At 73.3% G+C, this 17682-nt stretch carries 17 protein-coding genes; 7 read left to right on the top strand and 10 right to left on the bottom strand.

Going from position 1 to position 17682, the window contains the following annotated elements:
- Nucleotides 1–4: 4 nt before the first annotated feature.
- The 4 genes from BI06_RS30470 to BI06_RS30455 form a co-directional block, all read right to left on the bottom strand.
- Nucleotides 5–1759, bottom strand: coding sequence for a class I adenylate-forming enzyme family protein (locus BI06_RS30470; RefSeq protein ID WP_043472851.1), 1755 nt, complete (start codon nt 1757–1759; stop codon nt 5–7).
- Between the two features lie 169 nt (nt 1760–1928).
- Nucleotides 1929–3368, bottom strand: a complete 1440-nt coding sequence (locus BI06_RS30465; RefSeq protein WP_082558756.1) for an FAD-dependent oxidoreductase — start codon at nt 3366–3368, stop codon at nt 1929–1931.
- A complete protein-coding gene (locus BI06_RS30460; RefSeq protein ID WP_233290330.1) occupies nt 3365–3607 on the bottom strand; it encodes a phosphopantetheine-binding protein in 243 nt (80 codons plus the stop codon). The genes BI06_RS30465 and BI06_RS30460 overlap by 4 nt, the downstream gene beginning before the upstream one ends.
- A 205-nt stretch (nt 3608–3812) precedes the next feature.
- Nucleotides 3813–5423, bottom strand: coding sequence for an amino acid adenylation domain-containing protein (locus BI06_RS30455; RefSeq protein ID WP_082558755.1), 1611 nt, complete (start codon nt 5421–5423; stop codon nt 3813–3815).
- Between the two features lie 627 nt (nt 5424–6050).
- On the opposite strand from BI06_RS30455, the gene BI06_RS30450 reads away from it, so the two are divergent.
- Nucleotides 6051–6746, top strand: a complete 696-nt coding sequence (locus tag BI06_RS30450) for a hypothetical protein (RefSeq protein WP_055731154.1) — start codon at nt 6051–6053, stop codon at nt 6744–6746.
- Between the two features lie 53 nt (nt 6747–6799).
- Here BI06_RS30450 and BI06_RS30445 read toward each other — a convergent pair whose 3' ends face one another.
- The 3 genes from BI06_RS30445 to BI06_RS30435 form a co-directional block, all read right to left on the bottom strand.
- Nucleotides 6800–7867, bottom strand: coding sequence for a polyprenyl synthetase family protein (locus BI06_RS30445; protein ID WP_043473618.1), 1068 nt, complete (start codon nt 7865–7867; stop codon nt 6800–6802).
- A gap of 120 nt (nt 7868–7987) precedes the next feature.
- Nucleotides 7988–8809, bottom strand: a complete 822-nt coding sequence (locus BI06_RS30440) for a class I SAM-dependent methyltransferase (RefSeq protein WP_082558754.1) — start codon at nt 8807–8809, stop codon at nt 7988–7990.
- A gap of 147 nt (nt 8810–8956) precedes the next feature.
- Nucleotides 8957–9673, bottom strand: coding sequence for a chitinase (locus BI06_RS30435; RefSeq protein WP_030397478.1), 717 nt, complete (start codon nt 9671–9673; stop codon nt 8957–8959).
- A 243-nt stretch (nt 9674–9916) separates the two neighbouring features.
- Here BI06_RS30435 and BI06_RS30430 point away from each other — a divergent pair, with 243 nt between their 5' ends.
- Nucleotides 9917–10831, top strand: a complete 915-nt coding sequence (locus BI06_RS30430) for an AraC family transcriptional regulator (protein ID WP_051742147.1) — start codon at nt 9917–9919, stop codon at nt 10829–10831.
- A 440-nt stretch (nt 10832–11271) separates the two neighbouring features.
- Here the strand turns inward: BI06_RS30430 and BI06_RS30425 are convergent, their stop codons facing one another.
- On the bottom strand, nt 11272–11955 hold the full coding sequence (locus BI06_RS30425; RefSeq protein WP_043472845.1) for a hypothetical protein: 684 nt from the start codon (nt 11953–11955) through the stop codon (nt 11272–11274).
- Between the two features lie 164 nt (nt 11956–12119).
- Between BI06_RS30425 and BI06_RS30420 the strand changes: the two genes are divergently transcribed.
- Nucleotides 12120–12500, top strand: coding sequence for a VOC family protein (locus BI06_RS30420; RefSeq protein ID WP_030397474.1), 381 nt, complete (start codon nt 12120–12122; stop codon nt 12498–12500).
- Between the two features lie 4 nt (nt 12501–12504).
- Here the strand turns inward: BI06_RS30420 and BI06_RS30415 are convergent, their stop codons facing one another.
- The gene (locus tag BI06_RS30415; protein ID WP_030397473.1) at nt 12505–13185 is read right to left on the bottom strand and encodes an MOSC domain-containing protein; all 681 of its coding nucleotides are present in this window, start codon (nt 13183–13185) and stop codon (nt 12505–12507) included.
- A gap of 188 nt (nt 13186–13373) precedes the next feature.
- Here BI06_RS30415 and BI06_RS30410 point away from each other — a divergent pair, with 188 nt between their 5' ends.
- The 4 genes from BI06_RS30410 (at nt 13374) to BI06_RS30395 (ending at nt 16676) form a co-directional block, all read left to right on the top strand.
- Nucleotides 13374–14045: a GNAT family N-acetyltransferase gene (locus BI06_RS30410; protein WP_233290329.1), complete on the top strand. Its 672-nt coding sequence runs from the start codon at nt 13374–13376 to the stop codon at nt 14043–14045.
- A complete protein-coding gene (locus BI06_RS30405) occupies nt 14042–14419 on the top strand; it encodes a hypothetical protein (RefSeq protein WP_051742144.1) in 378 nt (125 codons plus the stop codon). The genes BI06_RS30410 and BI06_RS30405 overlap by 4 nt, the downstream gene beginning before the upstream one ends.
- Before the next feature lie 230 nt (nt 14420–14649).
- Entirely contained in the window at nt 14650–15537 is an 888-nt protein-coding gene (locus BI06_RS30400) for an aminoglycoside phosphotransferase family protein (protein WP_043472840.1), read from the top strand.
- A 527-nt stretch (nt 15538–16064) separates the two neighbouring features.
- Nucleotides 16065–16676 (top strand): hypothetical protein, encoded by a 612-nt coding sequence (locus BI06_RS30395; protein ID WP_043472837.1) that lies wholly within the window; start codon nt 16065–16067, stop codon nt 16674–16676.
- A gap of 62 nt (nt 16677–16738) precedes the next feature.
- Here the strand turns inward: BI06_RS30395 and BI06_RS30390 are convergent.
- Nucleotides 16739–17682 (bottom strand): serine hydrolase (locus tag BI06_RS30390; RefSeq protein WP_043472835.1); only part of this gene is annotated, 944 nt, incomplete at its 5' end.

The following is a 17682-nucleotide window of genomic DNA, read 5'->3' as shown; positions in this document are numbered from 1 at the left end:
CGTGCTACTGGGCGGTGAAGAGGGTGGCGAAGCGGGTGCGCAGTTCGCGCTTGAGCACCTTGCCGGTCGGCCCGAGCGGGAACTCCGCCGCCGTGTGGGCGATCCGGACGGCGGCGAGCGCGGCCAGTCCGGCCCCGGCCAGCGCCTTGTTGGCGGCCTCCAGCACCTCCTCGGCGGTCACGGACTCCGCGTCCTGCTGCAACTGGACCACGGCGACCGGTCGTTGCCCCTCACCTGCGGCGCCCGGCACACCGACCACCGAGCAGTCCCGGACCAGCTCGGCGCAGTCCGCCAGCAGCACCTCCTCGACCGGCAGGCTGTGGACCGGCCCGGCCGAGGTGTCGATGACGTCCACGGTGCGGTCCAGGTGGTAGAACCGGCCCTCGGCGTCGCGCCGGGCGAGGTCCCCGGTCAGCCAGTAGCCGGCCAGTTCGAAGCTCTCGGTCAGCCGCGCGTTGTTCCAGTAGCCGGGCGTCCGCGAGGGCGAGTCGATCCCGAGCAGCCCGACCGTGCCGTCCGGCACTTCGTTGCCGTCCTGGTCCAGCACCGCCGCCCGGCGCACCACTTCGAGCGGCTTGCCCACGCAGCGGTCGTTGCGGACGCTCTCCGGCGTGGTGACCTGGCCGAACAGCGCCATGCCCATCTCGGAGGAGCCCAGGCCGTCGACGAACTGCGAACCGGGCAGCGCGGGTTGCTCGGCCTTCTCCTGCGGCAGCAGCCAGGGGCGGATCAGGCCCGCCGGGCGCTCACCCAGCTGCACCAGCCGGCGGATGTGCCCGTAGTGCGCGCTGTCGCCGGTGTTGAACCAGGAGTGCACCTTGGCCGCGCCGGCCACCGGCAGCTCACCGGTGGCGAGTTCGACGAAGGTGCGCGGGAAGGAGGCGACCATGGTGGGCCGGAAGGCCTCCATCACCGGCTCGACCACCGAGCGCCGCCAGTCCGCCATCACCACGGTCGGCAGGCCGAGCAGGGTCGCGGTGAGGAAGTAGCTCAGGCCGCCGGCGTGGGTGTGCGGCATCAGCGACATCAGCCGGTCCTCCGGCTCGGCCGGGAAGCGCACCATGCGCGGCTGCTTGCCGTCCCAGAACTGCCGGTGCGCCAGCATCGTCGACTTCGGCGTGCCGGTGGTGCCGGAGGAGTGGATCAGCGCGACCACGTCGTCCGCCGCGTGCCGGTACGGGTACTCGGCGGGCAGGCCGCCGGAGGCGTCCGCGTCGAAGGCCTGGATCTCGGCGGCGAGCGCGATGAACCTCGGGCGGCGCTGCGGGTCCTGGCGGTAGGCGGCGGCGAGGCGGGTGGTGTCGTCGGCGACCACGCCGACCACGCCGACGTGGTTGAGGTAGCGGACCATCACGTCGTGCCGCATGGCGTCGTTGACCAGCGCCGGGACGGCGCCCAGCGCGGTGAGCGCGAGGAAGTGCAGCAGCGGCTCCAGGCCCTCGGCGATCACGACCGCCACCGGCTCGCCCGGGCGCACGCCGTTCGCGTGGTACCAGGCGGCGTAGCGGTCGCGCAGGGCGGCGAGGTCCTGGAGGCTGTGGCCGCGCAGCACCACCGCGCCGCGGTGGTCGAGGTGGTGGCTGAAGGCGAAGGGGACCGCGCGGTTGGGGTTCACGGCGAGGGCGTGGTCGAGGAAGTTGCCGGCCCCGAGCCCGGGCTCGGCCATCAGCTGCTCGCGCGCGGCGAGCGGAGCGACCGGGGAGGGGGCGGTGGGCGCGGCGGAGGGGCCGTTGTTCGGGGAGGAACTCTCGTCGCTCATGGCGGTCTCCTGAGGGGGGTGGCCCGCGGTTCTTGTGGAACTGGAGCGCGGGCTGTGCGGTGAGGGAGAACTGGTGCGGGTGTGCGCGTGCCGGGGAGGTGGTGCCGGTGGTTCCAGTGGTGCCGTTGGTTCGGCGGAGCAGTGGTTCGGTGGGGCGGTGGCGCGGGGGTCAGCCCTCGGCGTCGAGGATCTCCGTGACGACCCGGTGGCCGGAGCGGATCGCGCCCTCCAGCAGGCCGAAGAACTCGGTACTGGTCTCGGTGCCGGCCCAGTGCACCCGGCCGTGCGGCGCGGTCAGCGCCGGGCCGAGCCGCGACCAGTCGCCGGGCCCGAACAGCGCCGCGTAACACCCCTTGCTGTAGGGCTCGTTCACCCAGTCGGTGCGGTGGAAGCCGATCGGCTCGGGCAGCATCGGGAACAGCGAGGCGGCCTGCTCGACGGCGGCCGCGCGCTGCTCCTCCGGCCCCAGGGCCGCGTAGCGGTGCGCCTCCGCGCCGGTGACGAAGCCGGTGAGCACGCCGACCCGGGACCCGTCCGGCGCGTCGGCCGGCGAGTCGTCCACGGTGGAGAGCAGCGGGCCCCGGGCGTTGACCGACCAGCCGGAGAGTCCGTGCGCGCGCCAGACCGGCGCGGGGTAGACCAGGTTGACCTTGACCGCGCAGCCGCGTCCGGTCCGCTCGCCCGCGCGCGGGGCCGGCCGCACGGGCCGCAGGTCCAGCGACTCGGCGAGCAGCGGCGGCAGTGCCACCACGGCGACCTCGGCCCGGTAGGCCGCGCCCGCCTCGGTGTGCACGGTGACGCCCTCGGCGTCCTGGACCACGGACCGCACCGGTTCGCCGAGCCGCACCGAGCCGGGCCGCCGGTCCGTCAGCCGGGCGGCGAGCCGCTCGCACAGCAGGTGCGCGCCGCCGGCGACCCGGTCCTCCTGGGCTCCGCCCTCGAAGGCGTTCAGATAGCGCAGTCCGCCGCCCGAGCGCAGGTAGAAGGCCATGTGCAGGACCGAGACGTCGGCCGGGTCGGCGGCCATCATCTCGCCGAGGAAGAGCGGGAAGAACAGCCGGGCGTCCGGGTGGTCGAGCTCCTGCTCGGCCCACTCGGCGGCGGTGAGGGCGTCCAGCCGTTCGGCGTCCGGGGTGAGCCAGGGCGCCTCCGGGTCGACCTGGGCGGTGAGTTCGGCGAGCCGGTCGAACAGGTCGCCGAGCGCGACCGCGTTGAGCGGCGGGAACCGGCCGTCCCGGGTGGCGAGTTCGCCGTCCGCGTCCGCTTCGGTGGTGGGGCTCAGGGCGAACCGGCTCGCGCCGAGCATGGTGGTGGGCGTGGTGGCGAGGTCCAGGTCCTTGATCAGCGCCAGGAGTTCGGTGTGCTTGGCGCCGAGGTAGGCGGCGCCCGCGTCGATCCAGGCGCCGGGCGCGACCTCGATCCCGTGCGTGCGCCCGCCGACCCGCGGGCGGGCCTCCAGCACGGTGACCTCCACCCCGCGCGCCGCCAGCCCCTCGGCGGCCGTGAGACCGGCCAGCCCGGCGCCGATCACCACGGCGGAGGCCACCCGGGCAGGGCCGTTCGTGGTGGGGCCGTTGGTGGTGGGGCCGTTGGTGGTGGGGCCGGTCATCTCGCGGCCGCGATCAGCTCGACCAGACCGGCCGGGGTGGGCGCGAGCACGAAGTCCTCGAAGGACAGCTCGACGCCGTAGTTCCGGGCGACCGCGCTCAGGACGCGGGTGGCGATGAGCGAGTCACCGCCGAGGAGGAAGAAGTCCGAGTCCGCCGCGACGTCGTCCGTCTCCAGGACGCGGCGGAAGATCGTCACCAGTCCGTCCGTGTCGGCGGGGGTGGTGTCTACGCTGCTCAACGAGGGATCTCCTTTGGCCATCGGGGTGCGGTGCGCCGGTGGGGCACCTGGTGCGGGGGCCGTACGGGTGGGCCCGGGCGGGTACGGCGAGTGGGTACGACGGGTACGTACGACGAACGGCCGCGGCTCCGGCTGGTGGTTTGCCGGGCGGCGGTGCTGCGCGCCGGGGTTCCCGGTGCGAGTGGTGCTGTTGGTGCAATTGGTACTAGTGGTGCGCGGGTTCGGGCTCGGGCAGCTGGGCCCCCGCGCCCTCGCCGGCGCCCCGGCCGGCATCGGCGCCGTGGCCGGCACCGGCACCGGCGCCGCGCGCCGAGTGGAGGCGGTGCGAGCCGGCCCGGTCGACCTTGCCGCTGGCCGTGAGCACCAGCTCCGGCACGACGGTGATCCGGCTGGGCACCAGATGGCCGGGCACCCGGTCCCGCAGGTACGTCCGGAGATCGGCGCCCAGGGTCCCGGCCGCCGCCCCGGCGCGCGGGACCACGTACGCGACCAGCGCGGACCGGCCGGCCAGGGTCGTCCCCGTGACCGCGACCGCGTGCACGCCCGGGTGTCCGGCGAGGTGTGCCTCGACCTCGGCCGGGTCGACCCGGATCCCGCGCACCTTGAACTCGCCGTCCAGCCGCCCCTGGTGGGTCAGTACGCCGTCCGGCGCCCGGCCCACCCGGTCGCCGGTGCGGTACCAGCGCACGCCCTCGGCGTCCTCGCTGAAGCGATCCGCGGTGGCCTCGGGAAGTCCCAGGTAGCCGAGTGCGACGGCGGGCCCGCCGATAAGCAACTCGCCCTGCTCGCTGATCCGTTCGTACACATGGGGCAGGGCACGCCCGATCGGCACCCGGTCGCCCGCCGCCCACGGCCGGTCCCGCGTGGCCGCCAACGGCCCGTGCAGGTCGACGGCGTGGGTGATCAGCGTGGTCTCGGTGGACCCGTAGGTGTTGAGCAGCCGGACTCGCCCGGTGTCCAGGGCGGCCCAGTCGGCGAGCCGGGCCGGGTTGGCGGCCTCCCCGCCGATCACCAGCAGCCGGACGCACTCGGGCAGCGCGAGGCCCTCCTCGGCGAGGTGGAGGACGAGTTCGTGCCAGAACGCGGTGGGCAGGTCCAGCACGCCGATCCGCTCCCGCTCCACCATCCGCAGGAAGCGCGGGAACGAGCCGGAGTGGGCGTCGCGGTCGAGGACGAGCGCGGCACCGCCGGTGAGGGTCGGGAGGATCTCCTCGAAGCAGGTGTCCCAGTTCAGCGAGGCGAACTGCAGCACCCGGTCCTCGGCGGTGAGGCCGAACAGGGTGCGCAGCGAGTCCACCGTGGCGGAGATCGCCCGGCGCGGTGTGACCACGGGTTTCGGCTGCCCGGTCGAACCCGAGGTGAAGAGCAGGTACGCCGGCTGCTCCGGCCCGGTCCGCTCCGGAGCGTCCTGCGCTCCGGCCGGCGTTCCGGTGGTCGTGCCCGGTAACTCGACCACGCGCACGCCCGGTTGCGCGATGCCCGGGCCGACCGCCGTCCGGCAGCCGACCGCGGCCAGCATGTCCTGCCGCCGCTGCGGCGGGAATGCCGGGTCGACCGGGCAGTACGCCCCGCCGGCCGCGAGGATGCCGAGCAGGGCGACAACGGTGTCCGGCGTGTGGGTCGCCGGAACGGCCACCACACCGGGTCCGGTACCGAGGCGGTGGGCCAAGGTACCTACCAACTCCCCGAGTTGGCGGTAAGTCAGCGTGTCTCCGTGGTGGACGACCGCCGGTCGTTCGGGATATCGGCGCACGGTTTCCGTGAACGCGTCAATCAGGTCGGAACTGGCCCCGTGGATGCTGCGGTTATTTGTCATGCCCGCCCCAAAGAATGCCGTGCGAGCACTTGTTCGGTACTCGGCGGACCGGGACTCTACCCGCCGAGCCTGCGGAGCCACAATGGCTGTTGAGGATGTCGCTTCAAGGATGTGTGGTTGACATGTGAACGGGGCGAGGTCTGTCTCGGCGGTCTCCTGGGGTTCAAGTGACTTCACAGAGTGACGACTTGGTCACCCGATGCGCCGGTATGGCGGTGCCGTTCCACGGGGAGATCGCACACCCTCCACTTGGGCGGCCCTTTTCCGCGTCGCCGAAATCCCGGTCACCACGGGCTTTTTCCGCGTCGGCGTCGGGCCGCCCGTTCCGGTTGTTCCCGCTGCTCGCGGCCACTCGCTCCGGGGGCGGCCAATTCCGCGGGGAATTGACGAACTATCACCTTCGTCGATCCGATCGAAGACGGATGGATCGTCCACCCGTCGAACGCGCGGCGCGCCCGCGGCGCAGGACTCGTTGACCGGTCACGAGTCGCTTCGGCATGGCGAATTGCGCGGTGCGGCTGTCTCGCGGCGCCCGCCGCTGCCATCATCGTTCCGACTCTCGAAGGGGGAACGATGAGTAGCGATCCGTCATACCCGCCGCGCTCCGACGGGCCGGTGGTTCCGCCGGTGCCTCCGCACCCGCCCCGCGCGGTCGCCGGCCGCACCGGGCGCTGGACCGATCTGGCGGCGATCGTGACCGCCCTCACGGGCGCGGCAGGCCTCGCGCTCGGCTTCCTGGGCCTGCCCGTGGTCGTCAACTCGCCGACGGCGGCACGTCCGGCGGTGACGACGACCGTGAGCGAGACCGTGACGGCGACCGCGACCGTCACGGTCACCGCCACTCCGAGGAGCACGTCGGCAGCGGCGCCCGACACGACGGGCGGACCGGCGGCGGGCGCGGGCGGCACTCCGGCGGCCTCGGACCCACCCGTCCCGGTCGACCCCGGCTGGCTGGTCACCTACAACAGTCAGTACGTGGTGGACGGCCAGGTCGACCTGGAGCCCAACACGCCGAGCAGAGGCGGGGCCGGCAGCGTCGACCTGAGGATCACCGGGGTCGTCGGCGGCAAGGCCTACCTCGCCCCGGACAACGATGCGGTGATGGCCCGGGTCCCGGACGGGGAGCCGGTGCCGGGGCCGAAGCGCTGCCAGGAGATCGCCTCCACCCTCAGCGACGGCCGGATCGTGGTCCCCGTTCCGGGAGACCGGTTCTGTCTGCGGACCGCCGAGGGATACCCGAGGTACTTCAAGGTCCTCTCCGTCGACAACGACGCCGAGAACCCGAAGCTGCGGATCGACCTCCTGGGGTGGGCCGGGAAGTAGCCCGCGACCCTGGAGCCCCCGGGAGGAGGTGCGGCGGGCCGGGGGTGTCTGGTTCAGGAGCTCACCACGTTGGCGAGCGGCAGGCCCGCGAAGAAGGCCACCGCCTCCTCGCGCCAGTGCGGGCGCCATGTCCCGGCCTCGGCGGCGGCAACCTCGGCGCAGCGGCGCATGTCGGCCCGGAGCTTGCGGTCCACGCCCAGCCGCCGGGCCAGCTCGCGGACTCGCTCGACCGTCGCGGCCGGGCAGTGCGGGTCGCCGAGCGCGGACTCCACCACGGCCCGCTGCTCCTCGTCGGCGGCCGCGAGCAGGGCGCTCACGGCGTAGCTGCGGCGGCCCGCGCGGAGGTCGGCGCCGGTGGACTTGCCGGTGCTGTCCTCGTCGCCGAACAGGTCGAGGTAGTCGTCGCGCAGCTGGCCGCCGATGCCGACCGGGATCGCGTAGCGGCGCAGCCGCGCGTCCTCCTCGCCGCCGAGGCGCTCCCCGGCGGCCAGCAGGCCCAGCCGCAGCGGCGCGAGCACGGAGTACCGGGTGGACTTGTACTCGCAGACGGTGTGCAGGAACTCCTCGTCCGGGATCCGCCGGAGGTCGCGTTCGAGGTCGACGATCTGGCCGGCCACCGTCTCGGCGCCGGCGTCCAACTGCACCTCCAGCATCGCCTGCCGCAGTTCGGCGGGGACGTCCGCCTCCAGCAGGACCCGCATCGACAGGAAGGCGGCGAGGTCCCCGGCCAGGACGGCCAGGCCGAGCGCGGTGCGGTCCGCCGTCGGGAACTCCTGGCGGTAGGCGTAGTAGGTGGACGGGCCGCCGCGCCGCAGGGGCGCGTCGTCGATGATGTCGTCGTGGACGAGCCCGTGCGTCTGCAGCAGTTCGATGCTCAGCGCGGCCTCTGCCAGACCGGGCACCGGACCGGTGGTCACCAGCCGGGCGGCCTCGTACAGCAGGGCGACCCGCAGCCGCTTGCCCCCGCGCAGCGAGAGGTCCCGCAGCAGCTCCAGGCAGCGCGGGGTGAAGCGGCTGAGCGCGGGCGTGTCGAGACGCTCCGGCAGGGCGTCGAAGTACGCCTCGAAGCGGAGGTCGAACCGCCGCCGGTGCCCGGCGGCTCGTTCGCGGGCAGCGGCCATGATCGTCTCGTTCACGCCCCCACCCTCGCACCCGCCCGCCCCGGGGCCGCGGCCGCCCCCGTACGGCCGCCCCCGTACGGCCGCCCCCGACCGCGACTGCGACCGGGGCGCGGCGCTCCGCTACGAGCCGGCGGTCAGCTCCGCCACGGCGTAGGGGCGGTGCCCGAGCAGCAGGGGGCGGAGGGCGGCCGCGGCGATGCGTTGGGCGGGGCCGATGCGTTCCATCACCGGGTGTTCGGCGGCGGCCGTCCAGCCGGGGGAGAGGGCTGCGAGGCCGGTGCTGCTGCGGGCGCCGGAGCGGAAGCGGGCGCCGGTGGCGCGGGAGATGGGGTGGAGGCCGCTGCGGGCGATCCACGGGTGGAAGAAGTCGGCGGCGAGGCGGGTGCCGGGGCCGAGGTGGCGGCGGGTGTCGGCGAGGAAGCCGGTGACCTCGGCGGGGGAGAGGTACATCAGGACCCCTTCCGCGAGGACCAGGACGGGTTCGGGCCGTTCCTCCACGACGTCGGTCCATCCCGGTGCGGTGAGGGAGGCCGGGTGGACCCGGGCCTGGCTGTCGGGCAGGAGGCGGTCGCGCAGCTCGACCACCTCGGGGACGTCCACGCCGAGCCAGCGGACGCTGTCGGGCACGGTGTCGGCGAGGCGCTGGTCGCGGGTGCAGAGGCCGATGCCGACGGACAGCACGGTCCCGGTGGGGTGGGTGTGGGCGAAGCGCCGGGTGATGGCGTCGAACACGACGGCCCGGTGGATCGATCCGACGGCGTTGGAGCGGTCGGTCAGCACCTCGGAGTCGCGGAAGCCGGTCTCGTGGAGGACGCGGGTGGCCTGCGGGTCGCTGAACTCGCTGCCGGGGATTAGGCGTTGCGCGTGGGCGCGGCCGTAGAGGGGGGTGAGCAGGGTCATCGCCACGCCGCTCAGGCCGTGCGTTGGGGAGTCATCTGACATAAGGTTAGGCTTACCTAAGTCGGGGTGCGGGTCAAGTGACCCGATCTCCCCGGTGAGGTGCGTGGGGGTCGACGGCGCCGGCCCCCACGCTTCAGCCGTTCAGCCGTTCAGCCGTTCAGCCGTTCAGCCGTTCAGCGGTTCACCGGTTCAGCAGGAGATGTTGCCGCCGCCGACGTCGGTGCCGAGGACGCCGGTGAAGTTGCGGAAGAGGTTGATGCGGTCGTTGCGCTCGTCCGGGTTCTTGCCGTCGCACTCCAGCGCGCCGTTGATGCTGCGGATGGTCTCGCCGAAGCCCTTGTTGTTGACGACGGCGTCGTGCGGGGTCGACCGGCCGGCGCCGCTCTGCGTGTTCCAGAACCAGAGGGCCGTCTTCCAGGCGACGGCGGAGTTCCGCTCCACCTGGTACGGGTCGCGCAGCAGGTCGATGTGCAGGGCGTCGCCGGCCGCCTTGTAGTTGAAGTTCCAGCTCAGCTGGAGCGGTCCGCGCCCGTAGTACGCCTTCTGCCCGGCCGGACAGCCGTAGGGCTGCGAGGTGTCGCAGTAGTGGGGGTAGTTGGCGGTGTTCTGCTCGACGACGTACTTGAGTCCGCCGGTCTCGTGGCTGACGTTGGCGAGCAGTGCGGCCGCCTCGCGCCGCTTGGTGGCGTCGTTCCCGGTGTTGGCGAACGCCGGGTAGGCGCTCAGGGAGTCGACCAACCCGTTGTAGGTGTAGAAGGCGTTCCGGTTCGGGAACATCTTGTTGAACTGGGCCTCACTGACCACGAACGAGCCGGCGGCCGCGGCCGGTTCGGTCCGGGCGGCCACGGAGAGGCTGCTCAGGAGGGCGGCCGAGGCCACCAGGGGCAGGGTGCGGAAGAGCTTCATCGTTCCTCGGTTCGGGAATCGGTGCTCGGGAATCGGTCTGTCAATATGCTGATGTGAGTGCTTCGTCGGCGAAGCGCCCGAAGCATCATCGGGGTCGAATCCCGGGAATCCCGGCGTGCGAACGCCCAAACCGCTCGTTGGAGTTGATTCCGGTCAACCGCCTGCCACCCGGCGTTCGCACCACCCCGACCCCATGGCATCGTGGACACGTCAAGTCTTCGTCTCTGCGATGCGGGAGCGCCCATGGAACGCGGCAGCGGAACACTGGACCTCGTCGACAGCGAGTGCGAGATGGCGTACGGCGCGGCCCGGCCGAGACTGCGCGAGTACGTACTCGGCTACCGGGGCTACCGGCTGGAGTCGGACCGGCCCCGCCGCCGGCTCGAAGTGCCGACCGACGTGGTGACCTTGACGATCGGCTTCGACGGATCGCTGCGGCTCACCGATGCCGTCGCCGGCACCGACACCGGTTCCTTCGGCTCCGTCCTCGCCGGGCTGCGGCGCACCGCGACCGTCGCCGAGCACAGCGGTCGGCTGCACGGCCTCGCCGTCTCGCTCACCCCCCAGGGTGCGTACCGCATCCTCGGCCCGGCGCTCGGCGACCTCGACGGCCGGTGGATCGAGGCGGGCGGGGCCTTCCCCGGCCGGGGCCCGCGCGAACTCGTGGACCGGCTGCGCGAGTCGCGCACCTGGTCGGCGCGGTTCGCCCTGCTGGACGCCTACTTCGACGCGCGGTTCGCCGAAGGGCGGCTCTGGGACCCCTCGGTGAGCTGGGCCTGGGAGCAGCTCCGCGCCTCGCACGGACGGGCCTCGGTGCGCACGCTGGTGGACAGCACCGGCTGGAGCCGCCGGCGACTGGAGCAGCGCTTCCGCGAACACCTCGGCCTGGCACCGAAGCAGGCCGCCGACATCCTCCGCCTCCAGCGCACCCTGCTGACCTTCGAACGGCGGCCCGGCTGGGGCGGGGCCCGGATCGCCGACCACTGCGGCTTCTACGACCAGGCGCACCTGGTGCACTCGTTCCGCGCCATGGTGGGCTGCCCGCCGACCGTGTTCTTCGCCGCCCGCCGGGCCGCGCAGGTCCCGGAGCCGGCCGACCGCCTGGCCGGCCGGGTCACCACCGCCGTCGAGTTCGTCGACGGCGGCCCGGACCGCTGACCGGAGTGCGCATTTTTACAAGCCCGGCCCCCCGCCCGCGCGGCATCCTGATCCGACGGGGCGGCGACGGGGGAGCCGCCCCCGCACCCGTCCGCCGTCCGCTGCCGTCCGCCGCTGCTGGTTGCTCCGCGGCCCTTCGGACCCGCCGGGGGGAAGGAGTGGGAAGTCGGCCCGATCGACTTCCCACTCCCGCTCCCACTCCCGCCCACTCCTGACCTGGATCCTGGCCCTGATCCCATGCCGCACCCGCCCGTGGTGCGGCGCCCGGTCCGCGCACGGCACGCCCCACCGAGCCGTGCGGGAGCCCTCTGCGCAGCGGCCCCCCGACCGCAGACCCCGCGCCGAGGGCGACTCCACCGTCCGCGCAGGAAGTCGGCCCACCCGACTCCCTGCGCGGACGGGTCATCAGGTCCGGCGGCCCCGAGACGCGGCGTCCGCCCTCAGCTGTACGCGATGCGTTCGACCTCGAAGAGCTGGGCGGCGCCGATGCGGCCCTCCTCCTGGGCGAGCAGCCAGGTCACCAGCTCCGGTCCGGCGAGCAGTTCGCGGTAGAAGCCGAGCCGGAGGTCCGCGAGCCCCCGCTCGGCGAGCCAGATGTCGAGCGCGTCCTCGAAGTGACGCTCCGCCGCCTCGGTGCGGGTTTCGGTCCAGACGGCCAGCCACGGCGAGAGGCTGCCGGTGCAGACGGCGACCGTCTCCAGCACCTCGGTGGCCCGGTCGGTGCCGGGGTACTCGTGCAGGGTCGACCGCCACCAGGCGTCCCAGACGCGCTCCAGTGCCTGCCGCTCCGGCGGCGGCCAGCCCCGGTAGCCGGCCGCGAGCAGTCGGGAGGCGACCAGTCCGTAGCCGCCGTGCAGCCGGCCGGTGGTCAGGAGGCGGACGATCCGCGGTGTCGTCCGGCGGTAGAGGGCGGCGAAGTCGTCCCAGTGGTCGGGCACCTCGGTCGCGACGGAGCAGACCAGATCGTCCGGCACCCCGTGCGCGGGGCCCGCGAGGGTTTCGAGTTCGGCGCCGGTGTAGCAGTGCGTGCAGCCGCCGACGCTTATCGGGGACTCGGGCAGCGCCGCGAAGGCGGCGTCGAGCGCGTCAAGAGCGGTCCGGAGCTGCTGGTCAGGAGTGGTCATCGAGCGCCTGTCGGGAGACCTCGTCCGGCCCACCGGAGAGGAGGGCGACGCTATCACGCTCGCGGCGCCCGGCAGCCGCCCGCGGAACCCGATCGACGCCGATCTGTCCGGCTGGTAAGTTCCCGGGAAGGTGCTTCCTCGTCCCGAGAGAGTGGGTTCTGTCCATGGCGTGCCGGATCAGTGAGATCGTGCTCCAGTGCCACGACCCGGAGCTGCTGGCCCGGTTCTGGTGCGAGGTCCTGGACTTCGTCGAGCTCGACCGGGAGGCGGAGGGCTGCATCGAGATCGGCCCGCGCGAGGGGTTCGGCGGCCCGCAGGCGACGATCTTCCTCATCCGCACCGATCTCCCGAGGCCCGGGAACAACCGGCTGCACATCGACGTCAACCCCACCGACCGCGACCAGGCCGCCGAACTCGAACGCCTCCTCGCCGCCGGTGCCGTACCGGTCGACGTCGGCCAGCCGGAGGACGCGAGCTGGCACGTGCTCGCCGACCCGGAGGGCAACGAATTCTGCCTGTTGAAGACCCGCCTCGCCCCCGTCTGAGCCCTCATCCTGACTGCGCGGGCCCGCCGGAACTCCGCCCGGCCGTGCGGCGGTGGACGTGCTCCCGGCTCTCGTCCGGCAGCGCGTCCGCGGCCAGCAGGAGGGGCAGCAGGTCCGGTTCGAGCGTCATCGCGCGGAACACGAGTGCCACCGTGACCTCGTGGTCGGGCCGGTGCACGATCCCGATCCGATCGCCGGCCCGGACCTCCCCCGGCTCGACCACCCGGAGGTACGCCCCGGGGACGGCGGCCCGCGTGAACCGCTTGATCCAGCCCTCCTGTTCCAGCCGGCCCTGGAACGTGGCGCACGGCACCCGCGGGCCCGACACCTCCAGTACGGTGTCGGGCCCGACGCGCCAGCGCTCGCCGATCAGCGCGCCGTTGACGTCGAGACCGAGCGTGGTGAGGTTCTCCCCGAACACGCCGTTCGCGAGCGGCCGACCCAGTGCCGCCTGCCAGGCGTCGAGGTCCTCCCGGGCGTAGGCGTAGACGGCCTGGTCGGGACCGCCGTGGTGCTTCACGTCGTAGACCCGGTCACCGGCGAGACCGACCTCCCCGGTGCCCTTGGGGCCGGGAGCGCTGACGAACACCGGCCCGTCGACGGGCCGCTTGTCGATGCCCGTCGCGTCGAGGCCCTTCCACGGATTGGGGCGGGGCCGCCCGATGTTGACCGTGAGCAGCTTCATACCCGCGACGGTACGGGCCGCAGCACTCCCGGGGCGAGCGGTTTCCCGCCGTCGGGCGGGCGTGGACGGCGAGTGTGGACGGCGGCCGTGGACGGCGGGCGTTCGGTGGGTGGATAAGGAGGTGCGCCGGGTCGTGGGGCCTGGGAGGCTGCCGGGGTCTGTGTCGTCGACCGTGTCGAGGAGGAGCCGTGGGTTCCGCCGTTGGGGTGCCGCTGCTCGAAGGGCCCGTGCTGGAGGGCGAGTTCGTCCGCCTGGAACCGCTGGGGCATGCCCACGCGCCGGATCTGGCACTCGCCGCGGCGGAGGACCGGGCCGGCTACGGCTTCACCTGGGTGCCGGCGGCGAGCGACTTCACCGCCTATGTGGACACCCAACTGGCCCGGCGCGACACCGGATGGGTGCTCCCGTACGCCCAGGTGGACCGCGCCATGGGCCGGGCCGTCGGAGCGACGGCCTTCCTGGACCCGCGCCGCCACCCGGCCGACGGCACGCTGTTCGCGATCGAGGTCGGCTTCACCTGGCTGGCGGCCTCCGCCCAGGGCAGCGGACTGAACACCGAGGCCAAGTACCTGCTCTTCCGGCACGCCTTCGAGACCTGGGGCGTCTCCCGCCTGGACCTCAAGACCGACGCCTGCAACGGCCGTTCCCGCGCGGCCATCGCGAAAACTGGTGCCACCTTCGAGGGCGTGCTGCGGAACTGGTCCATCTCCTGGGCCCCGGGCGAGGAGGGCCTGCTCCGGGACTCGGCCATCTTCTCGATCACAGCGGCGGAGTGGCCGTCCTGCCGCACGGTGTTGGAGCACCGCCTCACCGCCCTGCGGGACCGCCGAGCGGCAGCTGCGGCATCGTCGCGCCCGTGACCGAGGAGTGGGAGTGGGAAGTCGGCGGCGTTGGACCGGTCGCGCCGGGGGCGGCGCTGGCGGAGCTCCGGGCGAGGGCGGCTGACGGTGGGTTCGAGGTGTGGCTGACCAGCGGATCCGGGCGGCAGTTGGCGGTGGTCTCCAATGCCGAGCGCGCGATGGTCATGCTGCTGGAGGGTCCAGGTGACCCGGGCGAGCACGCCCTCGACCCGGGGGCCGAGGGTTGGAGCGAGGGCTTCGTCCTGAGCAACGGCCAGCACGACGATCACCCCGACGAGGACACCGTTCCCATCGGCCGCGCGCTCAAGATCGTCGAGCACATCCTCGCCACCGGCCGCCCGCCCGCCGGCACCCCGTGGTCGGTCGACCGCTGAGCCCACCCATCACCTGCGAGCGGCGTTCTGCGGGCCGCCGGCGTGGGAAGTCGGCGGGGTCGACTTCCCACTCCGAAGCGGTGGTGCTTTCGTGCGGTGGGGCCCTCGGAGCTGCCGAGGGTCCCACCGTTCTTCGACGTCCCAGCGGGCGAAGGGTGCGGGACGGCGCGAGGGCGGTCGGTTCGGCGTGTCCGGCCGCGCCGGCGGGGCCGGACTGATGACGTACGACCATGACTGCCAAGCCCTTCCCGCCCGAGCTGCGCGACTGGGTCGCCGGCCACCTGCCCGGCCTGGACACGAGTGAGGACCGCTCCTGGCCCCGGAACAGCTCCCGGGTGTGGCGGGTGACGGCCGGACCCCGCACGGCCTATGTGAAGATCGGCCCCGGCGACCTCGACTACGAACGCGAGGTCGCCGGTTACGCCTACGCCGCAGCGCACTTGACCGACCTGGAGGCGCCGCGGCTGCTCGCCGCCGACCCGCGGTTGCGTGCGATCCTCAGCTCGGTGCTGCCCGGCCGCGTCGTGCGGGACCTGCCGCTGGAGCCGCACGCCGAGCTGCGCCTGCACGAGGATGCCGGGCGGTTGCTGCGCCGCTGGCACGACGCGTCCGGGCCCGGTACGGCTGCGGACCGCGCTGCGGTGCGGGTCGAGATGCGGGAGCAGGCCCAGGAGGCCGCCGAATGCCTGGAGAGCACCGCACCGCATCTGGCCGCCGACCGGCTCGCCCTGGTGCGGGCCGCGTCGGAGGAACTGGTGGGTCTCGCCGAGCAGTTGCCGCTGGTCTACCGGCACGGTGACTACGAGACCCGGAACTGGCTGTACGACGAGGAGACCGGCCGCCACGGCCTGATCGACTTCGCGATGGCCAGGAGCGGCGTCGCGGCGGCGGAGTTCGTGTGGCTGTTCGGCGCCCTGTGGCCGCTGCGGCCCGAGCTGCGGGAGGCGTACTTCACCGGGTACGGCCGCCCGCTGACGGCCGAGGAAGAGCGGCTGCTGTGGCTGCTGACCGTCCGTCGGGGCGTCTCCTACCTGCACCACGGGCTGGTCGACGGCCGCGAGGATCTGGTGGCACGCGGCCACCTCGTCCTGGACCGGATGGTCGCCCACCGGTCGTAGTGCAAGGTGCCCGAGGGTGAAAGCATGTCCATCATGACAGGTCAGAGCCGCTTTTCGTAGGGCGGAAAGCACAGTTCGGGAGGCTTGTCCGGTCCGTTCCCCGCCGCTCAGAATCTCCTTCGTCCGTCATCCGGAGACAGGGGAAGCGTTGACGATCGATCACGATGCGGTGTTGCGGGCCCGGGTGCTGCTGCTGGGGTCCGGGGCGCCGGCCCGGGCGGAGCGGTGGCGCCGGGCCCTGAACGCCTACCAGGCTTCGTTGTTCGCCCTCGGGCGCAGGGCGGAAGGCCGCGCGGTCTGCGAGGAGCTGGCCGGGGCCGGCCGCAGCGGGCAGCTGGCGACCGTGCTGGCCGAGGAGGGGTGCTTCGGGGAAGCGGCGGCGCTGTACGAGGTGGCAGCGCGGAAGGGGGCCCCGGAGGACTCGTTCTGGGAGATGGTGCGGTGGGCGGCGAGCCCTGGAGGGCGCCGGGCTGCACGACGCCGCGGCGGCCGTTTTCCGCGAGCTCCTCGCGGAGACCCGGCGCGAGGTGACCGACCGGGGTACCGGCCCGCTGCTGCTCGTCTGGGCGCTGGTCCAGTTCGCCCGGATGCGGGAGGCCGTCGGGGACGGGGCGAGTGCCGCGGTCGCCCGACGGGAGGCCCTGGGCGTCCTGGAGCAGCTCGCGAGCGCCACTGCGGGCGAGGCGAGGAGGTGGTACTGGTCCCTCGGCTGGTGGAGCACGCTCTTCGTCCTGTCGGGGCGGGCGGCCGAACCCGCCGCGAGCCCGGAGTCACCGATGCCGCCGTTCGGCACGGAGCGCGGCTGGTCGCGCGACGTCCGGGAGGGCTTTCTCGGCATGCTCCCGGGCCTCGAAGCGGAGGCCGCGGAACTGCGCGAGGCCGAACGGCTGCCCGAACTGGTCGACGTCCTGCGCAGGATCAGCATCCGCGCGGCCGTCCGCGACGGCGACCACCACTACCGGTTCGAGGAGCGGTTCGCGCCCCGCTTCGACGAGGGCGTGACGCTCGCCCGCCGCCTGCCCGACGATCCCGCACGCCTCGCCCGCGCCCTCACCGACCGGTCGATGTTCCTCGTCGCGGCACGCTCCTTCGACCGCGCGCACGCCGACCTCGCCGAAGCGGCGGCGCTGTTGGACTGATGCCTGTCCGTTCGGCCGCCGCCGGCCTCGGCGTGGGTGTCGGCGGGGAGGGGCGGGAGGCTTCAGCGCAGCAGCTTCAGCGGTGACCGGCCGGCGCCGTCGCCAGCCGAAGCCGCCTCGGCACCGTCCGGGCCGCAGGCCGCCTTGACGAACAGCGCGTCGATCGCCGCGCCGGTCTCGTCCGTCTCGGCACCCTCCAGGAGGTTGAACGAGAGGGCGAACTGCCGCGAGCCGTCCCGCGCCCCGAGCATGATCGTGTTGTAGCCGGGGATGCCGCCGGTGTGGCCCCAGACCTCGCCGCACGACAGGTCGTAGCGGATCAGGCCCAGGCCGTAGTGGGCGGCGATCATCGGGGCCGGGACGGCCGTGGTCATCTCGGCCAGCCGGGCGGGCGTCAGCAGCTTGCCGCCGAACAGGGCGGCGTGGAAGCGGTCGAGGTCGGCGGCGGTGGAGATGCCGTTGCCGGCGGCGTCCGCGACGGTCGGGTTGATCCTGGTGACGTCCGCCGGGCCCTCCGGCAGCTGGACGTACCCGTGCGCGTGCGGGCCGGGGATCCGGGCGGAGGTGTTCGGGAACGTCGTGCTGTCGAGGTGCAGCGGTTCGACGATCCGCCGTTCGACCTCGCGCTGCCAGCTGCGCCCGGTGACCTTGCGGATGATCATCCCGGTGAGGATGTAGTTGGTGTTCGAGTAGTGCCAGCCCTGCCCGGGCGCGAAGTACGGAGTGTGCCCGACGCCGACGGAGACCAGCTCCTCGGGCCGGAAGTCCGTCCAGCGTCCCTCGGCCAGGTAAGCGCGCAGGCTCGCCTCGTCGTGGTAGAGGAACCGCGGGTCCTCCAGGTAGTCGAACAGGCCGCTGGTGTGCTGCAGCAGCTGCCGCAGGGTGATCGCGCCGCCGTTCGGGACGACGCCCGGCAGGTACTTCTCCACCGGGTCGTCCAGCCGGAGCCGCCCCTCGTCCGCCAGTTGGAGTACGACGGTGGAGACGAAGGTCTTGGTGACGCTGC

Source organism: Kitasatospora sp. MBT66 (genome assembly GCF_000710405.2).
GTDB classification, from domain to species: domain Bacteria; phylum Actinomycetota; class Actinomycetes; order Streptomycetales; family Streptomycetaceae; genus Kitasatospora; species Kitasatospora purpeofusca.
The sequence above is the reverse complement of the archived record's forward strand: the minus strand, read 5'-3'. Positions and strand labels throughout refer to the sequence as shown.

What these genes read in the sequence shown, in the direction of transcription:
- BI06_RS30470 (WP_043472851.1), bottom strand. Translation starts at nt 1,759, where the DNA reads ATGAGCGACGAGAGTTCCTCCCCGAACAACGGCCCCTCCGCCGCGCCC.
- BI06_RS30465 (WP_082558756.1), bottom strand. Translation starts at nt 3,368, where the DNA reads ATGACCGGCCCCACCACCAACGGCCCCACCACCAACGGCCCCACCACG.
- BI06_RS30455 (WP_082558755.1), bottom strand. Translation starts at nt 5,423, where the DNA reads ATGACAAATAACCGCAGCATCCACGGGGCCAGTTCCGACCTGATTGAC.
- BI06_RS30445 (WP_043473618.1), bottom strand. Translation starts at nt 7,867, where the DNA reads ATGGCCGCTGCCCGCGAACGAGCCGCCGGGCACCGGCGGCGGTTCGAC.
- BI06_RS30440 (WP_082558754.1), bottom strand. Translation starts at nt 8,809, where the DNA reads ATGTCAGATGACTCCCCAACGCACGGCCTGAGCGGCGTGGCGATGACC.
- BI06_RS30435 (WP_030397478.1), bottom strand. Translation starts at nt 9,673, where the DNA reads ATGAAGCTCTTCCGCACCCTGCCCCTGGTGGCCTCGGCCGCCCTCCTG.
- BI06_RS30430 (WP_051742147.1), top strand. Translation starts at nt 9,917, where the DNA reads ATGGAACGCGGCAGCGGAACACTGGACCTCGTCGACAGCGAGTGCGAG.
- BI06_RS30425 (WP_043472845.1), bottom strand. Translation starts at nt 11,955, where the DNA reads ATGACCACTCCTGACCAGCAGCTCCGGACCGCTCTTGACGCGCTCGAC.
- BI06_RS30420 (WP_030397474.1), top strand. Translation starts at nt 12,120, where the DNA reads ATGGCGTGCCGGATCAGTGAGATCGTGCTCCAGTGCCACGACCCGGAG.
- BI06_RS30415 (WP_030397473.1), bottom strand. Translation starts at nt 13,185, where the DNA reads ATGAAGCTGCTCACGGTCAACATCGGGCGGCCCCGCCCCAATCCGTGG.
- BI06_RS30400 (WP_043472840.1), top strand. Translation starts at nt 14,650, where the DNA reads ATGACTGCCAAGCCCTTCCCGCCCGAGCTGCGCGACTGGGTCGCCGGC.